This window comes from Pseudomonas sp. MWU16-30316 (assembly GCF_020515645.1).
Classification (GTDB): Bacteria; Pseudomonadota; Gammaproteobacteria; order Pseudomonadales; family Pseudomonadaceae; genus Aquipseudomonas; species Aquipseudomonas cerasi.
This window is the reverse complement of record NZ_JAIZAZ010000002.1, coordinates 125,283-149,005: the sequence shown is the minus strand read 5'-3', so window position 1 is coordinate 149,005 and position 23,723 is coordinate 125,283. Positions and strand designations below refer to the sequence as shown.

General features: G+C 60.2%; 27 protein-coding genes. 16 read left to right on the top strand and 11 right to left on the bottom strand.

Annotated elements, in window-relative coordinates; translation table 11 throughout:
- The first annotated feature begins 20 nt into the window (after nt 1–20).
- Nucleotides 21–842, top strand: coding sequence for an ABC transporter substrate-binding protein (locus LCH65_RS07425; protein ID WP_096120489.1), 822 nt, complete (start codon nt 21–23; stop codon nt 840–842).
- Complete coding sequence (locus LCH65_RS07420) at nt 839–1,672, top strand: amino acid ABC transporter permease (RefSeq protein WP_003365574.1); 834 nt, start codon at nt 839–841, stop codon at nt 1,670–1,672. Before LCH65_RS07425 ends, LCH65_RS07420 begins: the two co-directional genes overlap by 4 nt.
- A 198-nt stretch (nt 1,673–1,870) precedes the next feature.
- On the opposite strand, the gene LCH65_RS07415 is transcribed toward LCH65_RS07420, so the two are convergent.
- From LCH65_RS07415 to LCH65_RS07405, 3 genes are all read right to left on the bottom strand, one after another.
- Nucleotides 1,871–2,158, bottom strand: a complete 288-nt coding sequence (locus LCH65_RS07415; RefSeq protein ID WP_003365576.1) for a PA4642 family protein — start codon at nt 2,156–2,158, stop codon at nt 1,871–1,873.
- Nucleotides 2,159–2,224: 66 nt separating this feature from the next.
- The gene (locus tag LCH65_RS07410; protein WP_003365577.1) at nt 2,225–2,728 is read right to left on the bottom strand and encodes a hypothetical protein; all 504 of its coding nucleotides are present in this window, start codon (nt 2,726–2,728) and stop codon (nt 2,225–2,227) included.
- 66 nt (nt 2,729–2,794) lie between these two features.
- The gene (locus tag LCH65_RS07405) at nt 2,795–3,352 is read right to left on the bottom strand and encodes a hypoxanthine-guanine phosphoribosyltransferase (RefSeq protein WP_003433705.1); all 558 of its coding nucleotides are present in this window, start codon (nt 3,350–3,352) and stop codon (nt 2,795–2,797) included.
- Between the two features lie 207 nt (nt 3,353–3,559).
- On the opposite strand from LCH65_RS07405, the gene upp reads away from it, so the two are divergent.
- A complete protein-coding gene (upp, locus tag LCH65_RS07400; protein ID WP_003365583.1) occupies nt 3,560–4,198 on the top strand; it encodes a uracil phosphoribosyltransferase in 639 nt (212 codons plus the stop codon).
- A gap of 4 nt (nt 4,199–4,202) precedes the next feature.
- On the top strand, nt 4,203–5,480 hold the full coding sequence (locus LCH65_RS07395; RefSeq protein ID WP_003365584.1) for a uracil-xanthine permease family protein: 1,278 nt from the start codon (nt 4,203–4,205) through the stop codon (nt 5,478–5,480).
- 196 nt (nt 5,481–5,676) lie between these two features.
- Here LCH65_RS07395 and hemH read toward each other — a convergent pair whose 3' ends face one another.
- Entirely contained in the window at nt 5,677–6,699 is a 1,023-nt protein-coding gene (hemH, locus tag LCH65_RS07390) for a ferrochelatase (RefSeq protein WP_024661430.1), read from the bottom strand.
- Nucleotides 6,700–6,726: 27 nt separating this feature from the next.
- Entirely contained in the window at nt 6,727–7,629 is a 903-nt protein-coding gene (locus tag LCH65_RS07385) for a TIGR01777 family oxidoreductase (RefSeq protein ID WP_096107988.1), read from the bottom strand.
- A 288-nt stretch (nt 7,630–7,917) separates the two neighbouring features.
- On the opposite strand from LCH65_RS07385, the gene LCH65_RS07380 reads away from it, so the two are divergent.
- The 12 genes from LCH65_RS07380 to LCH65_RS07325 all read left to right on the top strand — a co-directional run bounded on the left by LCH65_RS07380 (nt 7,918) and on the right by LCH65_RS07325 (nt 17,862).
- On the top strand, nt 7,918–8,904 hold the full coding sequence (locus tag LCH65_RS07380; RefSeq protein WP_003365592.1) for an FAD-dependent oxidoreductase: 987 nt from the start codon (nt 7,918–7,920) through the stop codon (nt 8,902–8,904).
- Nucleotides 8,901–9,116 (top strand): TIGR02450 family Trp-rich protein, encoded by a 216-nt coding sequence (locus tag LCH65_RS07375; protein WP_002552164.1) that lies wholly within the window; start codon nt 8,901–8,903, stop codon nt 9,114–9,116. The genes LCH65_RS07380 and LCH65_RS07375 overlap by 4 nt, the downstream gene beginning before the upstream one ends.
- Before the next feature lie 107 nt (nt 9,117–9,223).
- Entirely contained in the window at nt 9,224–10,186 is a 963-nt protein-coding gene (locus LCH65_RS07370) for a DUF523 and DUF1722 domain-containing protein (RefSeq protein WP_003365594.1), read from the top strand.
- Between the two features lie 3 nt (nt 10,187–10,189).
- Nucleotides 10,190–11,092 (top strand): MerR family transcriptional regulator, encoded by a 903-nt coding sequence (locus LCH65_RS07365; RefSeq protein ID WP_044309899.1) that lies wholly within the window; start codon nt 10,190–10,192, stop codon nt 11,090–11,092.
- A gap of 9 nt (nt 11,093–11,101) precedes the next feature.
- Nucleotides 11,102–12,550: a deoxyribodipyrimidine photo-lyase gene (gene phrB / locus LCH65_RS07360; protein WP_044309898.1), complete on the top strand. Its 1,449-nt coding sequence runs from the start codon at nt 11,102–11,104 to the stop codon at nt 12,548–12,550.
- Nucleotides 12,543–12,965: a nuclear transport factor 2 family protein gene (locus LCH65_RS07355; RefSeq protein WP_003433711.1), complete on the top strand. Its 423-nt coding sequence runs from the start codon at nt 12,543–12,545 to the stop codon at nt 12,963–12,965. The genes phrB and LCH65_RS07355 overlap by 8 nt, the downstream gene beginning before the upstream one ends.
- Nucleotides 12,962–13,750: an SDR family NAD(P)-dependent oxidoreductase gene (locus LCH65_RS07350; RefSeq protein WP_003433712.1), complete on the top strand. Its 789-nt coding sequence runs from the start codon at nt 12,962–12,964 to the stop codon at nt 13,748–13,750. The genes LCH65_RS07355 and LCH65_RS07350 overlap by 4 nt, the downstream gene beginning before the upstream one ends.
- On the top strand, nt 13,747–14,994 hold the full coding sequence (locus tag LCH65_RS07345; RefSeq protein ID WP_058397495.1) for an FAD-dependent oxidoreductase: 1,248 nt from the start codon (nt 13,747–13,749) through the stop codon (nt 14,992–14,994). Before LCH65_RS07350 ends, LCH65_RS07345 begins: the two co-directional genes overlap by 4 nt.
- Nucleotides 14,991–15,791 (top strand): DUF1365 domain-containing protein, encoded by an 801-nt coding sequence (locus LCH65_RS07340; RefSeq protein ID WP_003433714.1) that lies wholly within the window; start codon nt 14,991–14,993, stop codon nt 15,789–15,791. The genes LCH65_RS07345 and LCH65_RS07340 overlap by 4 nt, the downstream gene beginning before the upstream one ends.
- Nucleotides 15,778–17,046, top strand: coding sequence for a cyclopropane-fatty-acyl-phospholipid synthase family protein (locus LCH65_RS07335; RefSeq protein WP_003433715.1), 1,269 nt, complete (start codon nt 15,778–15,780; stop codon nt 17,044–17,046). Before LCH65_RS07340 ends, LCH65_RS07335 begins: the two co-directional genes overlap by 14 nt.
- Nucleotides 17,039–17,548 (top strand): DUF2878 domain-containing protein, encoded by a 510-nt coding sequence (locus LCH65_RS07330; protein WP_226439276.1) that lies wholly within the window; start codon nt 17,039–17,041, stop codon nt 17,546–17,548. Before LCH65_RS07335 ends, LCH65_RS07330 begins: the two co-directional genes overlap by 8 nt.
- On the top strand, nt 17,503–17,862 hold the full coding sequence (locus LCH65_RS07325; RefSeq protein WP_044309893.1) for a YkgJ family cysteine cluster protein: 360 nt from the start codon (nt 17,503–17,505) through the stop codon (nt 17,860–17,862). Before LCH65_RS07330 ends, LCH65_RS07325 begins: the two co-directional genes overlap by 46 nt.
- A gap of 438 nt (nt 17,863–18,300) precedes the next feature.
- On the opposite strand, the gene LCH65_RS07320 is transcribed toward LCH65_RS07325, so the two are convergent.
- The 6 genes from LCH65_RS07320 to hemA all read right to left on the bottom strand — a co-directional run bounded on the left by LCH65_RS07320 (nt 18,301) and on the right by hemA (nt 23,700).
- Nucleotides 18,301–18,819: an acyloxyacyl hydrolase gene (locus tag LCH65_RS07320; protein WP_002552154.1), complete on the bottom strand. Its 519-nt coding sequence runs from the start codon at nt 18,817–18,819 to the stop codon at nt 18,301–18,303.
- Nucleotides 18,820–18,937: 118 nt separating this feature from the next.
- The gene (murI, locus tag LCH65_RS07315) at nt 18,938–19,753 is read right to left on the bottom strand and encodes a glutamate racemase (protein WP_003365613.1); all 816 of its coding nucleotides are present in this window, start codon (nt 19,751–19,753) and stop codon (nt 18,938–18,940) included.
- Nucleotides 19,746–20,516, bottom strand: a complete 771-nt coding sequence (locus LCH65_RS07310; RefSeq protein ID WP_161428593.1) for a molybdopterin-synthase adenylyltransferase MoeB — start codon at nt 20,514–20,516, stop codon at nt 19,746–19,748. The genes murI and LCH65_RS07310 overlap by 8 nt, the downstream gene beginning before the upstream one ends.
- Nucleotides 20,510–21,343 (bottom strand): peptide chain release factor N(5)-glutamine methyltransferase, encoded by an 834-nt coding sequence (gene prmC / locus LCH65_RS07305; protein ID WP_096105094.1) that lies wholly within the window; start codon nt 21,341–21,343, stop codon nt 20,510–20,512. Before prmC ends, LCH65_RS07310 begins: the two co-directional genes overlap by 7 nt.
- Nucleotides 21,344–22,426 carry a peptide chain release factor 1 gene (gene prfA, locus LCH65_RS07300; protein WP_003404940.1) on the bottom strand — a complete coding sequence of 361 codons (1,083 nt, stop codon included), beginning with the start codon at nt 22,424–22,426 and terminating at the stop codon, nt 21,344–21,346.
- A complete protein-coding gene (hemA, locus tag LCH65_RS07295) occupies nt 22,423–23,700 on the bottom strand; it encodes a glutamyl-tRNA reductase (protein WP_003433718.1) in 1,278 nt (425 codons plus the stop codon). Before hemA ends, prfA begins: the two co-directional genes overlap by 4 nt.
- Nucleotides 23,701–23,723: the final 23 nt, after the last annotated feature.

The window sequence follows — 23,723 nt, the reverse complement described above, 5'->3', positions numbered from 1 at the left end:
CACTTTTTCAGGGGAAATCTGTGAATTATCGCGCTCTGCTGGGCATCGGCCTGGTCACTCTGGCGGCCTCCACACACGCTATGGCCGGCGCCACGCTGGATCGCGTGCAGAAAAACAAAGAGCTGGTCAACGTCCTCATGGAAAGTTACCCGCCCTTCTCTTTCCTGAATGACAAGAATGAACTGGACGGCTTCGATGTCGACGTCGCCAAGGCCGTGGCGCAGAAACTGGGCGTCAAGTTGCGCCTTGAAACGCCGTCCTGGGACGTGATCGCCGCAGGCCACTGGAGTGGCCGTTATGACATCTGCGTCTGCTCGATGACACCGAGCAAGGCCCGCGCCGAAGTGTTCAACTTCCCGGTCGAGTATTACGCCTCGCCTGCGGTGATCGTAGTCAACGCCTCGGATGATCGTATTCATTCGGCCAAGGACCTGAGCGGCAAGAAGGTCGGTCTGACCAGCGCCTCCAGCTATGAAAGCTATCTGAACAAGAATCTGGTCATTGATGGCGCCGAAGACAAGCCACTGCAGTACCCGTTCGAAGACGTACAGATCGCCCCGTACGACAACGACAACGTGGCCTTTCAAGACCTCGGGCTGGGTGCTAGCAAGCGGCTGGACGCGATACTCACCAATCTGGTGACCGCAAAACCGCGCCTGGATCAGGACAAGCGCTTCAAACTGGCGGGCGAGCCGCTGTATGAAGAACCCAACTCGGTGGCCATCGAAAAAGACGATCCGGAATGGGACGCCAAGGTTCGCCAAGTCTTCGCCGAACTCAAGAGCGACGGCACCCTGAGCAAGCTGTCGCAAAAGTGGATCGGTGCTGACATCAGCAAATGACTTCCTTTCAGCCCCAGCGCCCACCCGAGCAGGCCGAGCAGAGCCTGCTCAAGCGAGTTTTCGGCTTCCGCACACGGCTTTACCTGACCTGGCTGGCCATGTTTGTGCTGTTCGCCGGTTTCTTCCTGAGCTTCGATCTGAAGCTGTCGATCATCCTCGACAAACTGCCGAATCTGATCGGGCTGCATCTGGCCCCCAACGGCTTTCTGCAGGGCGCGGCGCTGACATTGTTCGTGTCAGTGTGCTCGATCGTGGTCTCGGTGGCGCTCGGCTTTGTCACGGCACTCGCGCGGCTTTCCAGCAGCGCGGTGGCGTTCGGCATCGCCAGCTTTTACGCCTCGTTCTTTCGCGGCACGCCGCTGTTGATCCAGATCCTGCTGATCTATCTCGGCCTGCCACAACTCGGCATCGTGCCCGGAGCCATCACGGCGGGGGTGATCGCGCTGTCGCTCAACTACGGAGCTTACCTGAGCGAGATTTTCCGTGCGGGCATCATCGGCGTCTCTGCCGGACAGCGTGAAGCCGCGCTGGCCCTGGCCTTGCGCCCGGCGCAAATCTTCTGGCGCGTTACCCTGCCCCAGGCCATGCGCACGATCATTCCGCCGACCACCAACCAGTTCATCTCCATGCTCAAGGACTCCTCACTGATTTCAGTGATGGGCGTCTGGGAAGTGATGTTTCTGGCACAGTCTTACGGCCGCTCCAGCTATCGATACATCGAAATGCTGACCACCGCAGCGGTGCTGTACTGGATCATGTCGATCGGGCTGGAGTTGTTGCAGTCACGATTGGAGCGGCATTACGGCAAGGCGTATCAGGCGCGCAAATGACTGCAGCTTTCGTCCGTACGCTTTGCGTGCGGTGCAGCGTAGCCGTGTGACGCAGAGCGTCACGAAATGCATGCCAACGCGGAGCATTGGCACGATAGGTGTTCTCTGGTGCGCCTATCGTTCCTCACGCTCCGCGTGGGAATGCAGTTCCGGACGCTCTGCGTCCAGCCCTGGCAATGCGGAGCCTTGGCAGGATAGTCAACCGCGGGCTTTTTCGATCAGTTCGATGTACTCGTCAGCGTTACGCTGATCCTTGATCAGGGCGATGAAGTCGTTGCCGTGCTCGTCCTTGCCGTCGAAGTCATGGCCCGCTTCCTTGAAGAACACCAGAAAGCGTTCGAAATCGTTGATGCGCAGCCCACGGTAGGCCTTGATCAGCTTGTGCAGCGACGGCGAGGTAGCATCATACGGCTCGAAATCGAGGAACAGTTTAATCTGCTCATCGCCGATCTCATCGCCAATCAACTGCTTCTTATCTTTACGCATTACAGGCTCCAGCAGGTCGCAGACACTTTCACGGTCGGGCAGTTTACCCTCCGGCGAGCGCCGCGCTCAACGCGCACGTGCAGAGGTGGTGTGCAGATCAGCCCAGATGTGCCCGTTGGCATAACTGAGGAACTGGCAATAGACCTTCTCGTTGCGCAGCAAGTCCACCAGCACACGGTATTGGGACAGCGGGTAATAAAGCGTCAACGTGCGCGACGGCTCATCATAGGTCGGCTTTTTAAGGCTTTTGCTATCACCGCCATCGAAGTGCACGAGCACCTGGGAGATGGACGCGCCCTTGTTCAGCGACTTGCCCTTGAGGCGCAGCGACAAGGGCGAGGTGACCGGAATCGGCTGCTGACTCGACTGCCGCTGGTTACCGGCAACGATGGTGTATTCGGTGACACGCATCAACTGTTGCTGCTCGGGCACACCTTCGCGCAGGCTCAGGTCGTCAGGCGGCAGGTATTGATCGTGCATGGGGCTGGCCGAAACCGGCGCAGCAGGTGCGGCAACTGCCAGACCAGACAACAGCACCAACGCCACGGCGCCGGGAATCAGTAGCTTCATTGAGGGTTTCCATGTAATTGCGAATCGACGACCGCCCCTGTTCGCAGAAGCGGCCGTCAGAATGCCTTACATCCCTTTGACCGCATAGATACCGGCAGCGTTACGCCAGTAGCCTTTGTAGTCCATACCGAAACCGAAGATGTAGCGGTCGATGCACGGCAGGCCGACGTAGTCGGCTTTCAGGTCCGGACGGGCCTTGCGGTCGTGGTCCTTGTCGATCAGCACGGCGGTGTGCACGGCGCGGGCACCGGCGTGTCGGCAGAAGTCGATGATGGCACCCAGGGTGTGACCTTCATCGAGAATGTCGTCGATGATCAGCACGTCACGGTCCATGAACGAGACTTCCGGCTTGGCTTTCCAGAACAGATCACCACCGGTGGTTTCGTTGCGATAACGCGTTGCGTGCAGGTAGGACGCTTCCAGCGGGAAGTTCAGGTGGGTGAGCAGCTTGCCGGAGAAAATCAGGCCGCCATTCATGACGCAGAACACGACAGGATTGCGCTCGGCCAGTTCGGCATTGATCTGCGCGCCGACGCGGGCAATGGCCGCATCCACTTCGGCCTCGGTGTACAGGCAGTCAGCTTCGCGCATGACTTGACGGATATGCTCGAGATCAGCGGACATGACGCTCTCCAGGTAAGGCAGTTTGAGAAAAGCGGGCAAAGGTACGCATCCGTTCAAGCCAGAGCAAGTGATTCTGGACTAACGTTGCGTGTGTCTTGCAAAAGCCGCGAACGTCGAAGCTTCGTAACGATACTGCACGTGCTTTAAGACAGTAACAGCTGAATAGATTAACCTAGACCGATTTTTGCCCCGCTGGAGCCTTTCCCCATGCCCATTCGTGAGATCCGTCACCCGCTGATCCGCCACAAGCTCGGCCTTATGCGCCGCGCCGACATCAGTACCAAGAACTTCCGTGAGCTGGCTCAGGAAGTCGGCGCGCTGCTGACCTATGAAGCCACGGCCGACCTGACCCTGGAAAATTACGACATTCAAGGCTGGGCCGGTACGGTGTCAGTCGAGAAGATCGCAGGCAAGAAAATCACCGTCGTGCCGATTCTGCGCGCCGGTATCGGCATGCTGGACGGCGTGCTCAGCCTGATCCCGGGTGCCAAGGTCAGCGCGGTCGGCGTGGCCCGCAACGAAGAAACCCTGCAGGCACACACTTACCTGGAAAAACTGGTCCCGGAAATCGACGAGCGCCTGGCGATGATCATCGACCCGATGCTGGCCACCGGCAGCTCGATGGTCGCCACCATTGACCTGCTGAAGAAGGCTGGCTGCAAGGAAATCCGCGCCATGGTTCTGGTTGCGGCGCCCGAAGGTATCGCTGCCGTAGAGCAAGCGCACCCGGATGTGATGATCTACACCGCCTCCATCGACGAGCGTCTTAACGAACACGGCTACATCATTCCGGGCCTGGGCGATGCCGGTGACAAGATTTTCGGCACCAAGCAGAAGGACGCGTAACCCGATGACGCAGCAGGAGTTCAACGATCCACTGTGGCGCACGATTCTATCCGGCGCGCAAATGCTGTTCGTGGCCTTTGGCGCGCTGGTCCTGATGCCGCTGATCACCGGGCTCGATCCGAACGTGGCACTGTTCACCGCAGGCCTGGGCACGCTGTTGTTCCAGATCGTCACCGGGCGTCAGGTGCCGGTCTTTCTGGCCTCGAGCTTTGCCTTCATCACCCCGATCATCCTCGCCAAGGGCCAGTTCGGTCTGGCCGCAACCATGGGCGGTGTCATGGCGGCAGGCTTTGTGTACACCTTTCTCGGTCTGGCCGTGAAGATCAAGGGCACCGGTTTCATCGACCGCCTGCTGCCTCCTGTGGTGATCGGGCCGGTCATCATCTCGATCGGTCTGGCGATGGCGCCGATTGCAGCCAACATGGCGATGGGCAAGTCCGGCGATGGCGTGCAGTTGATTCCTTATCAGACCGCCATGCTGATTTCGATGCCGGCCTTGCTGACCACACTGATTGTGGCGGTGTTCGGCAAAGGCATTTTCCGTCTGGTGCCGATCATCTCCGGCGTGCTGGTGGGCTTCGCGCTGTCGTTCTACTTTGGTGTGGTCGATACCAAAAAGATCGCTGACGCCGCCTGGCTGGCCTTGCCGCACTTCACCGCACCGGAATTCAACTGGCAGGCGATTCTGTTCATTGTCCCGGTCGCCCTGGCCCCGGCCATCGAACACATCGGCGGGGTGATTGCAGTCGGCAGCGTGACCGGACGCGACTACCTGAAAAAGCCGGGCCTGCACCGCACGTTGTTCGGCGACGGCATCGCCACCACCGCTGCCGGCCTGTTCGGCGGCCCGCCCAATACCACCTACGCCGAAGTGACTGGCGCGGTGATGCTGACCAAGAACTACAACCCGCAGATCATGATCTGGGCGTCGTTCTTTGCCATCATCCTGGCGTTCATCGGCAAATTCGGGGCGCTGCTGCAGAGCATTCCAGTCCCGGTAATGGGCGGCATTCTGTGCCTGCTGTTCGGTTCGATTGCCGCAGTGGGCATGAACACCCTGATCCGCCACAAGATCGACCTGGCCGAAGCGCGCAATCTGGTGATTGTCTCGGTCACGCTGGTGTTCGGGATCGGCGGCGTATTGATCGGCACCGGCAACGGACCGAACGATTTCGGCCTGAAAGGCATTGCCCTGTGCGCCGTGACCGCCATCGCCCTGAACCTGATCCTGCCGGGCAATGACAGCTGGAAGAACAAGCAACTGGATGATCAGTTGCCTTGACGCTTCACTTCTTGACTATCGTGCCAATGCTCCGCGTTGGCATGCAGTTCTGGACGCTCTGCGTCCTGTCCTGAACATGGGGTGCGGCGCAGATTTGTGACGCGGAGCGTCACCCAGGGCATTCCCACACTGGAGCGTGAGAAACGATAAGCGTCTGGAAGAACACTATCGTGCCCATGCTCCGCGGTTCAGCGCATCACAACATCAACGGCGCACGCTCGCACAGCCTGTTCAGCTCTTTCGCCCAGTTGGGGTCGTCGTTCAGGCAAGGGATCAGGATCAGTTCCTCTCCCCCCGCTTCCTTGAACTGCTCGGCACCGCGGTCACCGATCTCTTCCAGTGTCTCGATGCAATCAGCGACGAACGCCGGGCACATGACCAGCAGCTTCCTGACACCTTTCGCCGCCAGTTCATCCAGATGCGCTTCGGTGTAGGGTTCGATCCACTTGGCGCGCCCCAGACGTGACTGGAACGACACCGACCACTTACCGTCAGGAATGCCCATACGCTTGGCGAACGCCGCCGCCGATTGTATGCACTGCGCGCGATAGCAGGTGGCGAGCACTTCGGCGGGTGCGGTCATGCAGCAGTCGTCCTTCAGGCAATGCTTGCCGGTAGGGTCGAGCTTGTGCAGGTGCCGCTCGGGCAGACCGTGGAAGCTCAGCAGCAAATGGTCATAAGGTTGCTCCAGATGCGGCCGCACGCTTTCCACCAGTGCACTCAGGTACTCGGGCTGATCGTAGAACGGCTGCAGAACCGAGAACTGCATCTTCAACGATTTGGCGCGCACCACGCGTTTGGCTTCTTCAATGACCGTGGTCACCGTGCTGTCGGCGAACTGCGGGTACAGCGGCGCCAGGGTGACTTTCTTGAAGCCCTGCTCTGCCAGCCGCGTCAGCACGGTTTCGATGGACGGCTCGCCATAACGCATGGCCAGTTCAACCGGCCCGTGCGACCACTCCTTTTTCATCGCCTGCTGCAGACGCTTGCTCAGCACCACCAGGGGCGAACCTTCATCCCACCAGATGGACGCATAGGCGTGTGCGGACTGCTCGGGCCGCTTGATCAGAATCAGCGAGACCAGCAGCCTGCGCACTGGCCATGGCAGGTCGATCACATAAGGATCCATCAGGAACTGGTTCAGATAGCTGCGCACGTCTGCCACTTGAGTAGAGGCAGGCGAACCCAGATTGACCAGCAACAAAGCGTGATCGGTCATGCAACATCCTATTCATTTCAACAGCGTTCAGTGGCGACCCAGCAAATCCTGCAAGGCGGTGTCGAGTTCGGTGTACTTGAATGTAAAACCAGCTTCCTGCAAACGCTCCGGCCGAGCACGCTGGCCACCGAGCAGCAATACCGAAAGCTCGCCCAGCAATACTTTCAGGGCCAGCGCCGGCATGGGCATGAATGCCGGCCGGTGCAGAGTGCCGGCCAGGGCCTTGGCAAACTGACGATTGCGCACCGGCGACGGCGCACAGACATTATAAGGACCCTTTGCTTCATTCAGATTCAACAGAAAATCAATCGCGGCGATTTGATCCTGGATGTGAACCCACGGCATCCACTGCCTGCCATTGCCGATCGGCCCGCCCATGCCGAATTTGAAAGGAGGTAACAGACGCTGCAGAAAACCGGCACGATCGGACAGCACCAGGCCTGTGCGTATCAGCACCACGCGCACGCCCAGCGCCTCGGCGCGTTGTGCGGTTTCTTCCCAGGCGTTGCACAGCTGGCTGGCAAAGTCTTCCTTGGCAGGCAGCGAGGTTTCGTCGATCTCGCGCTCGCCACTGTCGCCATACCAGCCGACTGCAGAGCCGGAAATCATCAGCGCAGGTTTTTGCTCGCGAGTGCCCAGCCATTTCAGCAGTTGCTCGGTCAGGCCGACGCGACTTTCCCACAGCAACAGGCGGCGCTTGCGGGTCCACGGACGATCCGCAATGGGCGCGCCCGCCAGGTTGATAATTGCATCCACCGGCTGCGTACCCAGCTCATCAAGGCTGGCAATGCCACGCACCGAAGGGCCGCACAGCTCGACGACGTCGGCGGGTTTTCGGCTCCATACCGTCAATTCATGGCCTTGAGCAGACCAGAAACGGCAGAGCGCTCGTCCTATCAAACCAGTACCACCGGTCAGCAATATGTGCATGGCAGATAACCTCGCGTGGCGTAGGTGACAATTGGGTAGTCTTATTTTTACCAGTGACGCTGTCCGTGACGCTGGTCCGGAAAACGAAACTGTCAGCTGAACCATAGGCCACAGCAGAATGAAACGCAGCCTCGAGGCCTTTGCCCGAGTCGCTGAACCGTTCGACCTTGCCAGTGGCAATGTGACTCAACCGCTAAATTCTAAAACCACTGCAAGTTATACCAAACAAGAAGATTGTACAGGTTTTAACTACGGCGTAGTCTGTACAGACAAGGTAACGAGGCCCCTATGACTGTCCCTATCGCAATCATCGGTACCGGTATCGCCGGACTCTCCGCAGCCCAGGCGCTGACATCCGCCGGGCATCAAGTGCACCTTTTCGACAAGAGCCGCGGCAGCGGCGGTCGTATGTCCAGCAAGCGCAGCGACGCAGGTTCGCTGGACATGGGGGCACAGTATTTCACCGCCCGTGACCGACGCTTTGCCACCGCAGTCAAGCAGTGGCAAACCCAGGGTCACGTCGCCGAGTGGACACCCTCGCTCTATAACTTTCATGGCGGCAGGCTCAGCCCCTCTCCGGACGAGCAGGTGCGCTGGGTCGGCACGCCTGGCATGAGCGCCATTACCCGGGCGATGCGCGGCGATCTGCCGGTGTCGTTCTCGTGTCGCATCACTGAAGTGTTCCGTGGCGAACAACACTGGAACCTGCTGGATGCCGAAGGCGAAAGCCACGGCCCTTTCAGCCATGTGATCATCGCCACCCCGGCCCCTCAGGCCACTGCCCTGCTGGCTGCTGCGCCGAAACTGGCCAGCGTCGTGGCAGGCGTGAAGATGGACCCGACCTGGGCCGTGGCGCTGGCCTTCGAAACCCCGTTGCAGACGCCCATGCAGGGTTGCTTCGTGCAGGACAGCCCGCTGGACTGGCTGGCCCGCGACCGCAGCAAACCTGGTCGCGACGCCACGCTCGATACCTGGGTGCTGCACGCCACCAGCCAGTGGAGCAGGCAGAATCTCGACGCTTCCAGAGAACAGGTCACCGAACAGTTGCACGGTGCATTCGCGGAATTGATCGATTGCACCATGCCCCCGCCAGTGTTCAGCCTCGCGCACCGCTGGCTGTACGCACGGCCTGCCGGCTCTCACGAATGGGGCGCCTTGTCGGACGCCGATCTGGGCATTTATGTCTGTGGCGACTGGTGCCTGTCCGGGCGCGTGGAAGGCGCATGGCTGAGTGGCCAGGAAGCAGCGCGCCGACTGCTGGAGCATGTGCAATGAATCAGATCAACCCGCGCAAGCTGCTGCTGTCGAAATGGACAGCCGCCACCCCGCTCAACCGGGAAAAGCACTTCCTGGTCACCGAGCTGTTCAAGGACGAAGAAGGCACTGTGCTGGAAATCGAACTGCAGGCTGTGCTGACCCAGCGCAGCGAGCGGCTGCCGTGGCAGGTGTTGCAACAGGCGGATACCTGGCGAATGGGCTGGAAGTAGCTTTTACCGCCCTCTACAAAGAATTTGACTTGTACAGTTACACCCCTATGATGAAGACAAGTTGTACAGCACGAACTATCTGTACAAGTCTTCTGTAGAGGTGACTGATGGCGACGTCCTTAATCGAAAAACCCAAACTCGGCATCAGTGCCTGCCTGATGGGTGCCGAGGTTCGCTTCAATGGCGGACACAAGGAATCTCATCTGTGTACGCAGGCGCTGAGCAAGTATTTCGATTTCGTCCAGGCGTGCCCCGAAGTCGCTATCGGCATGGGCATCCCCCGCGAGCCGATCAGGCTGGTAGGCGACGCAGAAAATCCAAAGGCGCTCGGCACGGTCAATCGTGACCTGGACGTTACCGAGGCATTGGCGGATTACGGCATACAGATGGCCGATGAGCTGGGCGATATATGCGGTTACATCTTCATGCAGAAATCCCCGTCCTGCGGTCTGGAGCGCGTCAAGGTCTACCGCGAAAACGGCGCTCCGGTCGATGGCGGTGGTCGCGGGATCTATGCGCAGGCCTTCTGCGAACGTCATCCCGATCTGCCCGTTGAGGAAGACGGCCGGCTCAACGATGCGGTGCTGCGCGAAAATTTCGTCACCCGCGTGTTTGCCTATGCCGCCTGGAAACAGCTGTTGAAGGAAGGCATCACCCGGCGCGCCCTGACCGAATTCCACTCGCGCTATAAATACCAGCTGATGGCCAACGATCCGGTGCAGTACAAGGCGCTGGGCAAGATGCTCGGCAGCATGGGCCGCACCGACCCGAACGAAATCGCGCCGTTGTACTTCAGCCAACTGATGGCGGCCTTGAAAAAGTGCGCCACGCGCAGTACGCACACCAACGTCCTGCAACACCTGTGCGGTTATTTGAAACAAACCATTACCAGCGAGGACAAGCAGGAAATCCAGCAGGTCATCGCCCAGTATCACCAGGGCATCGTGCCACTGATCGTGCCGCTGACGCTGCTCAAGCATCATTTTCGCCAACATCCGGACCCCTATGTGGCACTGCAGGTGTACATGCAGCCCCACCCGGAAAACCTCAGCCTGCGCAATGCGATTTGACTCATGAATGAAACAGACACAGACGTGCCGGGCGACTGGCTGCCGATCCGCGAGGTCGCACGACAGACAGGCGTCAACGCCGTTACCCTGCGCGCCTGGGAGCGGCGTTACGGACTGATTGTCCCGCACCGCACCGCCAAAGGTCATCGGCTGTATTCGGACGAGCATGTGCAGCGCGTCATGAAGATTCTGACCTGGCTCAACCGTGGCGTGTCGGTCAGTCAGGTCAAGGGCCTGATCGACGACAATCGCCAGGACGCTCTGCCGCCGACCAACGACTGGGACGCATTGCGTCAGACCTTGCTGGTCGCGATCGGCGAGCTGGCCGAACGCCGGGTCGATGACGTGTTCAATCAGGCGATGTCGCTGTACCCGCCGCGCACACTGTGTGAACAGTTGCTGCTGCCGCTGCTGGCCGAACTGGAACGGCGCTGGCAAGGCAAGTTCGGCGCACAACTGGAGCGCACGTTTTTCTACTCCTGGCTGCGCAGCAAGTTCGGCGCGCGCATCTATCACAACAACCGTCAGCTCAATGGCAGCCCGTTGCTGCTGGTCAATCAGTCCGATCTGCCGCTGGAGCCGCATCTGTGGCTCGCGGCCTGGCTGGTGAGCAGCGCCGATTGCCCGGTCGAGGTGTTCGACTGGCCATTGCCGGTCGGCGAGCTGGCGCTGGCAGCCGAATACCTCAAGCCACGCGGCATATTGCTGTATTCCAGCAAGTCGCTGAACGTGACCCAGCTGCCACGATTGCTGGCCAATATCACCTGCCCTGTCGTGCTGGGCGGACCAACGGTGCAGATCCATAATGCCGAGTTGCTCGTACAGGCCAACGAGATATCTGGACTGACCCTTGCCCATGACGTACTCAGCGCTCAGATCGAGCTGGGCAAGCTCGGACTTATCTAAGGACTTCTCATGCAACTGATCTGGCTGCGCAGCGACCTGCGCGCTCAAGACAACACTGCCCTGACCGCCGCCATGGAGCGCGGTCCGACGCTGGCGGTTTACCTGCTCAGTCCCGCGCAGTGGCGCAGCCATGATGACGCCGACTGCAAGGTCGACTTCTGGCTGCGCAACCTGGTCGAGCTCGAGAAAGCGCTGGGCGAGTTGAATGTTCCCTTGCTGATCCGCGAGGCGGACACCTGGGACCAGGCGCCTGAAGTGCTGGCAAAGCTGTGCACACAGTTCAAGGTCGAGGGCCTGCACCTCAATCAGGAATACGGCATCAACGAGACCCGTCGCGACCAGGCAGTGCAGAAGGCGATGGAAAAAGCCGGTGTGCACTTCAACAGCTATCTCGATCAGCTGTTATTCAAGCCCGGCAGCATCCTGACCAAGACCGGCAACTATTTTCAGGTATTCACCCAGTTCAAGAAGGTCTGCTACACCCGACTGCACGAGGCCATGCCGCACCCGGTGCGCACCCCGAAAGCGCAGCCGGCACAGTCGATAAAAAGCGATCCGATTCCCGATCAGGTCAAGGGCTTTGCCACGCCAGCGAAAGCGTTGCGTGACCTGTGGCCAGCCGGTGAGGCGGAAGCCAGAAGGCGCATGGACGCGTTCGCCGACGAGCAGATCAGCTACTACAAGGACGAACGAGATTTTCCGGCCAAGCCCGGCACCAGCCAGCTGTCGGCCTATCTGGCGGCCGGGGTGATTTCGCCGCGCCAGTGCCTGCACGCGGCCCTGGCCAGCAATCAGGGCGAGTTCGAGACCGGCAACGTGGGCACCGTGACCTGGATCAACGAGCTATTATGGCGAGAGTTCTATAAACACACGCTGGTCGGCTACCCGCGCGTCTCGCGTCATCGCGCCTTTCGCCCGGAAACCGAGGCGTTGAAGTGGCGCGATGCCCCCGAAGAGCTGCGCGCCTGGCAAGAAGCGCGCACCGGGCTGCCGATCATTGACGCAGCGATGCGCCAGTTGCTGGAAACCGGATGGATGCACAATCGGCTAAGGATGGTCGTTGCGATGTTTCTCACCAAAAACCTGCTGATCGACTGGCGCGAGGGCGAGCGCTTTTTCATGCGCCACCTGATCGATGGCGACCTGGCCTCGAACAATGGTGGCTGGCAGTGGAGCTCGTCCACCGGCACCGACTCGGCGCCCTACTTCCGTATTTTCAATCCGTTGTCGCAGTCGGAACGCTTCGACCCCGAAGGCGTGTTCATCAAACGCTGGCTGCCGGAACTGGCGGATCTGAATAAAAAGCAGATTCATGACCCGTCGTTAATCGGTGACCTGTTTGGCGCGGCTGACTACCCGAAACCCATCGTCGACCTGAGCAAAAGCCGCGCCCGCGCCCTGGCAGCGTTCAAGGCCCTACCGGCTCGACAGCCGGCCGCAGGAGTCGAACATGGCTGATTTCCTGCATCGCTTCGCCGAAGGTTTTGCCGCGCTGAACAAGGACAACCTTGACCAGGTTGCCGAGCTGTACAGCGAAGACGTGTCGTTCAGCGACCCGATGCACGATATCCACGGCCTTGCCGCCATGCGCCGCTATTTCGGCGAACTGTACGCCAACGTCCAGGACCTGCACTTCGACTTCCACGCCTTCGACGAGGTGCGCCCCGGCGAGGGCTATCTGGTCTGGACCATGAGTTATTCGCATCCGCGTCTAGCCGCCGGCCGGACAATTCAGGTAGAAGGCTGTTCGCACCTGAAGTGGCGCGACAAGGTTTATCGGCACCGGGACTACTTCGATGCCGGTGCATTGCTCTACGAACATCTGCCCATCATGGGTCGGGTCATCCATTGGTTGAAGAAGAGGTTGGGATGAGCACTCCTGTTGCACGACGCATCTGGTTGACCGGGGCAAGCAGCGGCATTGGCCTGGCGCTGGCCAAAGAACTGCTCAACGCCGGTCATCGGCTCGCGCTGACCGCCCGCACGCTTGAGCCATTGCAAAACCTCGCGAACGTTTATCCCACGCAGGTGCTGCTGGTGACCGGTGACATCACCGACCCCGAGCAAGTCAAGGCGATTGCCGGCGATATCGCGCAGCAATGGGGAGCTCTGGACACCGCCATCTTCAACGCGGGCACCTGCGAATACATCGATGCCCGGCAGTTTGAAGCGGCCATGGTCGAACGTGTGGTGCGCACCAACCTGCTGGCCAGCAGTTACTGCATCGAGCACGCGTTGCCGCTGTTGCGCAAAGGTCATCAGCCGCATCTGGTCGGCGTCGCCAGTGCGGTGACCTACCTGGCGCTGCCCCGCGCCGAGGCCTACGGCGCGTCGAAGGCCGGCCTGCGTTATCTACTAGAAGCCCTGCGTCTGGATCTGGCCAGCGAAAACATCGACGTGACGGTGGTCAGCCCTGGATTCGTCGACACGCCGCTGACGCAGAAAAACGATTTCCCCATGCCGATGCGCTGGCCGGTCGAGAAGGCCGCCAAACATATCGCCAGCAAACTGGGGCGCAACAAACGCCCCTTGGATATCGCCTTTCCGGCGTTGTTCATCTTCAGCATGAGCTTGCTGGCCCTGCTCCCGGCACGCGCCCGACTGGCCCTCGGCAAACGCATGGCGCGCAACGAATCGTCGAATAAGGACGCGCAATGAAGATCGCAGTCATTGGCAGCGGGATCGCTGGCCTGACCAGTGCCTACCTGCTCAACCGCGCGCATGAGGTGACCGTGTTCGAGTCTTCGGACTGGATCGGCGGGCACACTCACACGGTGGACGTGCAGGTCGAGGGCCGCGCCTACGCCATTGACACCGGTTTCATTGTTTTCAACGACTGGACCTACCCCAATTTCATTCGCCTGCTAAGCCAGCTGGGTGTCGGCTTCAAGCCCGCCGAAATGAGCTTTTCGGTGCATGATCCGCGCACCGGCGTGGAATATAACGGCAACAACCTCAACAGCCTGTTCGCCCAGCGCAGCAATCTGCTGTCGCCACGGTTCTGGGGCATGCTGCGCGATATCCTGCGTTTCAATCGCCAATCGGTCGATGATCTGGAAAACCAGCGCATCGCGGCGGACACCACGCTGGGCGAATACCTGAAGACCGGCGGTTATGGCCAGCGCTTCATCGATCATTACATCGTGCCTATGGGCGCGGCGATCTGGTCGATGTCGCTGGCCGACATGCTCGGCTTCCCGTTGCAGTTCTTCGTGCGTTTTTTCAAGAATCACGGCCTGCTCTCGGTCACCCACCGCCCGCAATGGTGTGTGATTCAGGGCGGTTCCAGAAGTTATGTGGAACCGCTGACAGCCTCGTTCCGCGAGCGCATTCGTCTGTCGTGCCCGGTCACACGTGTCGAGCGTGACAGCGAAGGTGTGACGCTGCACAGCGCCATGGGCAGCGAACGTTTCGACAAGGTGGTGTTTGCCTGCCACAGCGATCAGGCCCTGGCCCTGCTGGCGCAGCCATCGAGTGCCGAGCAGTCGATTCTCGGCGCCCTGCGCTATGCCGAAAACGATGTGGTGCTGCACACCGACACGCGACTGCTGCCCAAGCGCAAACTGGCCTGGGCGAGCTGGAACTACCGCTTGGGCGGCGGCGAACAGCAGTCGGCCGCCGTTACCTATGACATGAACATTCTGCAAGGGATCGAGAGCGACACGACGTTCTGCGTCAGCCTCAATCAGACTGCCGCCATCGACCCGGCCAAAATCCTTGGCCGCTACCACTATGCCCATCCGCAATACAGCCTCGGTGCGATCGCTGCACAGGCGCGCTGGGAGGAAATCAACGGTGTCGATCACACTTGGTACTGCGGCGCCTACTGGGCCAATGGCTTCCACGAAGACGGCGTGGTCAGCGGCCTGCGTGTCGCCCAGGCCTTTGGTGAAACGCTGTGAACAGCGCCCTCTACAGTGGCTGGATCAGCCACCGGCGGTTTGCACCGCGCGCCCATGAGTTCACCTATCGGATAGGCCTGCTCTATCTGGATCTGGATGAGCAGGACAGCGTGCTGGGGCTTTCCCCACTGGCAGGTCGGGGGCGTTTTGCGCCGTTCTCGTTTCGTGAGCGAGACTATCTGCCAGAGCTGACCGGGCAAGGGCTGACGCTCATCCAGGCGGTCCGCGAGCGGGTCGGCAAAGCGTTGGGCCGCATTCCGTCGGGTCGCGTCTGCCTGCTGACCCAGGCACGCAGTTGGGGCCTGTCGTTCAACCCGGTGAGTTTTTTCTACTGCCATGAGGCAGACGGCACACTGGCCGGCATTCTGTGTGAAGTCACCAACACCCCGTGGGGCGAGCGCTACAGCTACGTGCTGCCCGCCACCGGTGAAGGCCATCAGCATTTTGCCGTGGCCAAGGCCTTTCATGTTTCCCCGTTCCTGCCACGTGATCTCGAATACCGCATGAGCTTCAGCCAGCCCGCCGAACGGATTGGTGTACACATGGCTGACTGGCAAGGCGAGCTGAAGATGTTCGACGCCACGCTCAATCTGACCCGCCAGAATCTGAACCGCAAGACGCTGCACCGCTATCTGATCGCTTATCCATGGATGACCGCGAAAACCTGTCTGGCCATTTATTGGCAGGCCATGCGCCTGCTGGTCAAACGCATACCCATCTTTTCCCATCAGGCCGCTGACGGCGAGTACCGTGCTGCCGCCGCGCAATCCAAGGACTCACTCCATGAAAAGCAGTAGCAGTAGTTTTTCTGCCAATCTGGGCACCAATGGTTTGACTGCCAACCTCTTGCGTCGAGGCGTGCTGAGGCAACTCGCAGGACTGCGTAACGGCCAGTTGGTAGTAATCGAACGGGGTGAGCGCCATGTGTTCGGCAAGAACGGCGCACTGATTCAGGCTGAAATCCACATTCTCGATTCGGCAGCCTGGGGCATGGTCGCCAGCAACGGTTCCATCGGTGCGGGTGAGGCCTTCATTCATGGCTACTGGACGACACCAGACCTGACGGCGGTGGTCCGGGTGTTTGTCAGCAATCTGGATGTGCTGGATGCGATGGAGGGCGGAATGGCACGCCTGACCCGCCCGCTGATTCATGCGCTGCACTGGCTCAACCGCAACACGCGCGAAGGCTCGCAGAAAAACATCGCGGCCCACTACGACCTGGGCAACACCCTGTTCGAGCAGTTTCTCGACCCGACGATGATGTATTCGGCCGCGCAGTTCCTCAGCGAAGACGACACGCTGGAACAGGCGCAGTTGAACAAGCTTGAGCGTATCTGCCAGAAACTTGCCTTGAAACCCACCGATCACCTGCTGGAAATCGGCACCGGCTGGGGGAGCATGGCTATTTACGCTGCGCAGCACTACGGCTGCCAGGTGACCACCACGACCCTGTCCAAAGAACAGTTCGCCTACACCGAGCGACGGCTGATCGAACTGGGCCTGCAGGATCGCGTGACGCTGCTGCTGACCGACTACCGTGACCTGACCGGTGAGTATGACAAGCTGGTGTCCATCGAGATGATCGAAGCGGTCGGCCATCGCTTTCTGCCCACGTACTTCAAGCAATGCGCGAACCTGCTGAAAAGCAACGGCATGATGCTGTTGCAGGCGATCACCATTCGCGAGCAGCGTTACGCACAGGCCAAACGCAATGTGGACTTCATCCAGCGTTACATTTTCCCCGGTGGCGCCCTGCCCTCGGTGGCGAAGATGCTCGACATCGTCGGCAGCGATACCGACATGAACCTGCTGCACATGGAAGATTTCGGCTTGCACTACGCACGCACCCTGCGCCTGTGGCACGACAACTTCAAAAACGCTCACGGCAAACTCGCTGAGCTGGGTTACGACGAGCATTTCCTGCGCCTGTGGGAGTTTTACCTGTGCTACTGCGAAGGCGGCTTCCTGGAGCGGACCATTGGCACCGCGCAACTGCTGCTCGCCAAGCCCGAAGCGCTGCGCGAACCCTTGCTTGGGCGCTTCAATGCTTAAATCCATCGCCAATGCGCTGTTGTTTCAGATCGGCTGGTTCGCCTGCGTACTGGGCGGCAACAGCTTCTGGCTGCTGATCGCCATCGGCGTCCTGGCGGTGCATTTTATGTGGATCAGCTCATGGGCAGCCGAAGGCCGGCTGATTCTGACCGTGACCATGATCGGTATCGTGCTGGACAGTGCCTTGATGACACTCGGCGTTTTTGATTTCGGCACGGGCGGCTATCTCTTGCCGCTGTGGCTGGCGCTGTTGTGGGCGGTGCTGGGCACCACGCTCAATCATTGCCTGGCCTGGACGGCGAAGCCACTATGGCGCGCAGTCGTGCTGGGCGCTATTGGCGGCCCGATGTCGTACTATGCCGGCTCGCAACTGGCACAGGTCCATCTTCCCCTTGGAGTGTGGCCAGGCATGCTGGTGCTGGGCCTGGTCTGGGCGGGTGTATTTCCCCTGCTGCAATGGCTGGCAGCCCGCGCCGCCAGACACTCGGGAGAACCGCTCTGAACGCTACACTCATCCCGCTCGCAGAGATCCACGGCGAAGAACCCGCGGTCACGTGTTCGACCTGCGCAGCCTGCTGCTGCCAACTGGAAGTGATGCTGATCACCGATACGGGCGTGCCTGAGCGTTACATCGATACCGATGAGTGGGGTGGCGAGGTCATGTTGCGTCTGGATGACGGCTGGTGCGCTGCGCTGGATCGCAACACGATGATGTGTACGATCTACGAGAAACGCCCGTTGATCTGTCGTGAATTCGAAGCGGGTGCGGAAGATTGCCTGAACGAACGCAAAGGGATTGCGACGGCTTATCTTTGATCAGTGTTGCCTGGTTGATAACTATCGTTCACACGCTCCGCGTGGTAATGCGTTTCGTGACGCTCCGCGTCACACGGCGGTTCTTCGACATCAGGTGAATTGGTGCCCGACTCAGGTCACCTTTTCGCCCCTCGGCGAGTTACTTTGATAAGGCCAAAGTAACCAAAGCCTTTCGCTCCTGTTTCCGGCCCGACTTCGTCGGGTTCCTTCGCCCTGACACTGATCCGGGGGCCGCCGCAACGGGCCATCCTTGGCCCGGTGCGGCTTGCTCGGCGTTCTGCCTCGCATCCCCCGGATCAGCGCCAGAACTCAGCCGTCACTAACGTCGCACTCTGCGTTGTCAGTGCCATCGCGATAAAAAAGCATTTTGTGCGCAATGGCTTTGGGCAGGGCATTACGTTGTGCTGTAGCGAAGCGTTGGCACGAATGCCAGTCAAATCAGAACGGCATCTTGTAGTGCAGTGCGTAGCTTTCTATACCGTCGTTCGGCTCTTTGATGCCGGCGTTGGAGTAGTGGGTCGCACGGATACCGACTTCATGCCCGCCCGCGAAGCGCAGACCAAAACCGATACGGTCTTCGAAGTTGAAGGCAGAACCGAACTTGCGGTCTTCAACCTGGGTGTTGGAGAACACCGAGACGCCGATACCGGCTTCTACGTATGGCTTGACGTTGCCGTTGCCGAATTCGTAGACCAGAACCGGGGAGAACGACAGGCTGTGGTTATCCTTGTAGTCCTTGCCATCCCAATAGGTGTAAGCGCCATCCCAGTAGCCGGTCAAACGGCCGATGTCGCTTTGCAGCCAGGTTTTATCCCAATCGAACTGCACGCCCAGACGATAAGTCATGGTCGACTCGCCGGTCTGACCGACCGAAAACTCAACACCATCAGCCTGCGCGATTGAAGCTTGCCCTGCCAAAGCGGCCGCAATCACGGCCAGGCAAAAGAGTCTCTTCATGAGAAACGTCCTAAATATATTAAATTGTACGAAAAGTGTTGGAATTCATCAGCCGCTTTTATAGAAGCCGCGGAGGCGACGTTAGTTCACCCCAAAAGCGCCTTTTTTCACGTTTTTTTTACAAACGGAAGCTTCTCACATCGCCGACGTTTTGCGACAAAAAAGGTAGGATTTTTCTGAAATTGTCCGGTATGTCACTAGACCAATACACAGTGTCGCGTGCGACACCACTGGCAAGCAGGTCGGACCGTGCCAAAAGACGCTGCAGCTGTCGCGCCACTGCGGCTCCGGTGTCGATCAGGGTGACCGATTCGGGGAGCATTTGGCGCAGCAATGGCTTGAGGAACGGGTAGTGCGTGCAGCCCAGAATGATCGTGTCACAGCGCGCTGCCAGTAGCGGCTCTACATAGTGCTGCAGCAACTGACGGATTTGCGGGCTGACCAGATCGCCGGTTTCGATCAGTTCGACCAGCCCGGGGCACGGCTGGGTCACGACCCGCACATCGTTGGCAAAACGGTCCAGCAAGGCCGCGAAGCGGGCGCTTTGTAGCGTTCCGGTGGTCGCCAGCACACCGACGACACCGCTGCGGGTCGCCTCGGCAGCCGGTTTGACCGCTGGCTCCATGCCGACAATCGGCCAGTCCGGGTAGCGCTGACGTATGTGCGACACACCTGCTGCCGTGGCCGTGTTGCAGGCGACGACCAGCGCCTTGGCACCCTGCTCGCGGAAAAACCCGGCAATCGTCAGGCACCGCTCAATGATGAATTCGGGAGTCTTTTCGCCGTAGGGAATGTGCCCGCAGTCCGCCAGATACAGCAGCGACTCGCTGGGCAGCAGCTGACGGACTTCATTGAGCACTGACAGACCGCCGACCCCGGAATCAAAGATTCCGACCGGCGCATCGCTGCCATGGCTCATATGAACGTCAAGCATGCTCGCCCTGCACGCTGGCCGGACCACAGACGCTGCACGCCGGGTCTCGCTTGACCTTCAGTTCACGAAAACGCGTGCTCAAGGCGTCGATCAATAACAGTCGACCAACCATGGGTTCGCCAAAACCGGCCAGCAGCTTCAATGCTTCCAGCGCCTGCAGGCTGCCAACCAGACCGACCAGCGGCCCGATGACACCCGCCTCGCTGCAGGTCAGCTCGGCTTCGCTGCCATGCCCGTACAGACAATGGTAACAAGGGCTGTCCGCACGACGCGGATCGAACACCGACAACTGCCCTTCGAGCCGGATCGCCGCTCCGCTGACCAACGGCTTGCCGGCGGCGACACAGGCGGCATTGACCGCTTCGCGGGTGGCGAAATTATCCGAGCAATCCAGCACCAGATCGACAGCCTGCACCGCCGCGTCCAGTGAGTCGGTATCCAGCGCTGCGCGATGAGCGACAAGGGTGATCTCGGGATTGATCGCGCTGAGCCGGGCGATGGCCGAATTCACCTTGGCCTGCCCGATGCTCTGAGTGTCGTGGATGATCTGGCGTTGCAGGTTGGTCAGGTCGACGTGATCGAAATCCGCCAGATGCAGCTCACCAACCCCTGCGGCGGCCAGATACAGGGCCACCGGCGAGCCAAGCCCGCCGACGCCCACGATCAGCGCACGACTTTGCTTGAGTCTTAGCTGGCCGTCGATATCGACGTGTTGCAGCAGAATCTGGCGACTATAGCGCAGCAGCTCCTGGTCACTCAGCACGGCTTGCATCCGAACGTGATGCGCTCATGCTCGCCCAGATCACGGCGCGTCTGAATACGCTCGAAGCCCTCGCGAATCAGCAGTTCACGCACCGCAGGCCCCTGATCGTAGCCGTGTTCCAGCAGCAGCCAGCCATCCGCGTTGAGGTGTGCAGGCGCCTGTTCGATGATCGTGCGCAAGTCATCCAGCCCGTCGGAACCGGCCACCAGCGCACTGCTCGGCTCAAAACGCACGTCACCAGCCGACAGATGCGGATCGGCGTCGGAGATGTACGGCGGATTGCTGATGATCAGGTCGAACTGTCGACCTTGCAGGCCACTGAACCAGTGACTTTCGAAGACTTCAGCGTTATTCAGTTGCAAGCGCTGCCGGTTGCGTTCGGCCAGGGCGACGGCCTCTGGCACACGGTCAACCGCGGTGACCTTCCATTGCTGGCGTTCGTTGGCCAGCGCCAGCGCAATCGCGCCGGTGCCGGTGCCGAGGTCCAGCACCTGAGCGGGTGCGTAGGCAGGCACCAGTTCCAGAGCGGCCTCGACCAGCATTTCGGTCTCGGGGCGCGGGATCAACGTGTGCGGCGCGACTTCCAGATCAAGCTTCCAGAAGCCCTGCTGGCCGAGAATGTAAGCGACCGGCTCGCCCTTGCGGCGGCGCTCCATGTAACCGGCGAATGCCACCGCGGCTTCGGTGCTGACGATGCGCTCGGGCCAGGTGTGCAGAAAACTGCGCGGTTTGCCCAGCGCTGCCGCGAGCAGCAACTCGGCATCAAGGCGTGCAGTCGGTGAATCGGGAAGCTCGGCGCTTCTAAGTACACTTGCGATGATGGTCATTTACTCACCCAGTGCCGCAAGTTGATCAGCCTGATATTCAGCGAGTAGCGGCTCTATCACTGCATCGACCCCGCCCGCCAGAACTTCATCCAGCGAATACAAAGTCAGGTTCACGCGGTGATCCGTCACTCGCCCCTGAGGGAAATTATACGTACGTATGCGCTCGGACCGGTCGCCCGAGCCAACCAGCAGCTTGCGTTCGCTGGCGATGGCATTGGCCGCCGCGCTGGTCTGCTGATCATTCAGTTTGGCAGATAGCCAGGACATTGCCCGGGCTCTGTTCTTGTGCTGCGAACGCTCTTCCTGACACTCGACGACAATACCCGACGGCAAGTGGGTAATGCGGATCGCCGAGTCGGTCTTGTTGACGTGCTGACCACCGGCACCCGAAGAACGATAGGTGTCGACCCGCAGGTCGGCAGGGTTGATCTCGATCGCCTGCTGCTCGTCAGGCTCCGGCAACACCGCCACCGTACAGGCAGAGGTATGAATACGGCCCTGGGATTCGGTCTCCGGCACACGCTGCACACGGTGCGCGCCGGACTCGAATTTCAGCTTGCCATAGACGCTGTCACCCTCGACACGCGCGATGACTTCCTTATAGCCGCCATGCTCGCCTTCGTTTTCGGACAGAATCTCGACCCGCCAGCCACGCCGCTCGGCGTAACGCGAATACATGCGGAACAGGTCGCCGGAGAAGATCGCCGCTTCATCGCCGCCGGTGCCCGCGCGAATTTCCAGAAACACGTTACGACCGTCGTTCGGGTCCTTGGGCAACAGCATGCGCTGCAATTGCGCTTCCAGCTCGACCAGTTGCTGCTTGGTTTCGCGAACTTCCTCGACGGCCATTTCACGCATGTCCGGATCGCTGTCCTTGAGCAGCGCCTGTGCGCCCTCCAGGTCACCCTGCACCCTGAGCAACTGCGCGTAGAGCGCAACGACCGGCTCCACTTCAGCGTATTCACGGGAATAGGCGCGAAAGCGTGTCTGATCGCTGATGACTTCCGCGTCGCCGAGCAGCGCGGTCAGTTCCTCGAAACGGTCGCTGAGCACATCCAGCTTATTGAGCAGTGAAGCTTTCATTGCGGGGTTTTATCCGTCGAGCCCTCACCGAGGGCAAATAGTTCCTGGGCCATGGCCAGCGCATCGACGCGACCTTCGGCAGACAGCTTCTTGAGCTGCACGCTCGGTGCATGCAGCAATTTGTTGGTCAGGCCACGCGCCAGCTGGATCAGTACGTCCTCGGCATTGCTGCCGTTGGCCAGCATACGTTGCGCCTTGCTCAGCTCTTCGTCACGCAGCCGTTCGCTTTGCTGACGATAGGCACGCAGCACATCGACTGCGGCCAGTTCGCGCAGGCGCGACATGAAGTCCTCGGCACCCACGCTGACCAGTTGCTCGGCGGCCAGCGCCGCGCCCTGACGGCTCTTGAGGTTCTCTGCCACCACTTCATGCAGGTCATCAACGCTGTACAGGTAAACATCGTCCAGCTCGCCGACTTCAGGCTCGATATCCCGCGGTACGGCGATATCGACCATGAAAATCGGTTTGTGCTTGCGCAGCTTCAGCGCACTTTCCACGGCGCCCTTGCCCAGAATCGGCAACTGACTGGCCGTCGAGCTGATCACGATGTCGCTGTTGACCAGTTCCGCCGGGATGTCCGACAGCAGCACCGCGTGCGCGCCGAACTCGGCGGCGAGCATGCTGGCGCGCTCCAGCGTACGGTTGGCGACCACGATACGCTTGACGCCCAGATCATGCAGATGCCGGGCGACCAGCGTAATGGTCTCGCCTGCACCGATCAACAAGGCCTGGCTGCGTTGCAGGTCACTGAAAATCTGTTTCGCCAGGCTGACTGCGGCAAAGGCCACAGAGACCGGGTTCTCGCCGATGGCGGTGTCGGTACGCACCTGTTTGGCGGCGCTGAACGTCGCCTGGAACAGTCGACCGAGCAATGGCCCGACCGTGCCGGCTTCGCGGGCAACCGCGTACGCGGACTTCATCTGGCCGAGAATCTGCGGCTCGCCGAGCACCAGCGAATCGAGCCCCGAGGCGACACGCATCATGTGCCGCACGGCAGCGTCATCTTCGTGCACGTAAGCACTGGCACGCAGTTCTTCAAGACTGAGGTGATGATAATCGGCGAGCCAGGCAAGAATACTGTCCGCGCCGAGGTGCTCGTGTTCGATGTACAACTCGCTGCGGTTGCAGGTCGAGAGGATCGCAGCCTCGCGGCTTTCCGTCAGTTGGCAGAGCTGCTGCAATGCCTCGACCAGCTGTTCCGGGGTAAACGCCACACGCTCGCGAACGTCGACCGAGGCGGTCTTATGGTTGATACCGAGTGCAAGGAAGGCCATTCAGGGTCGCAGGTGGTGACGTG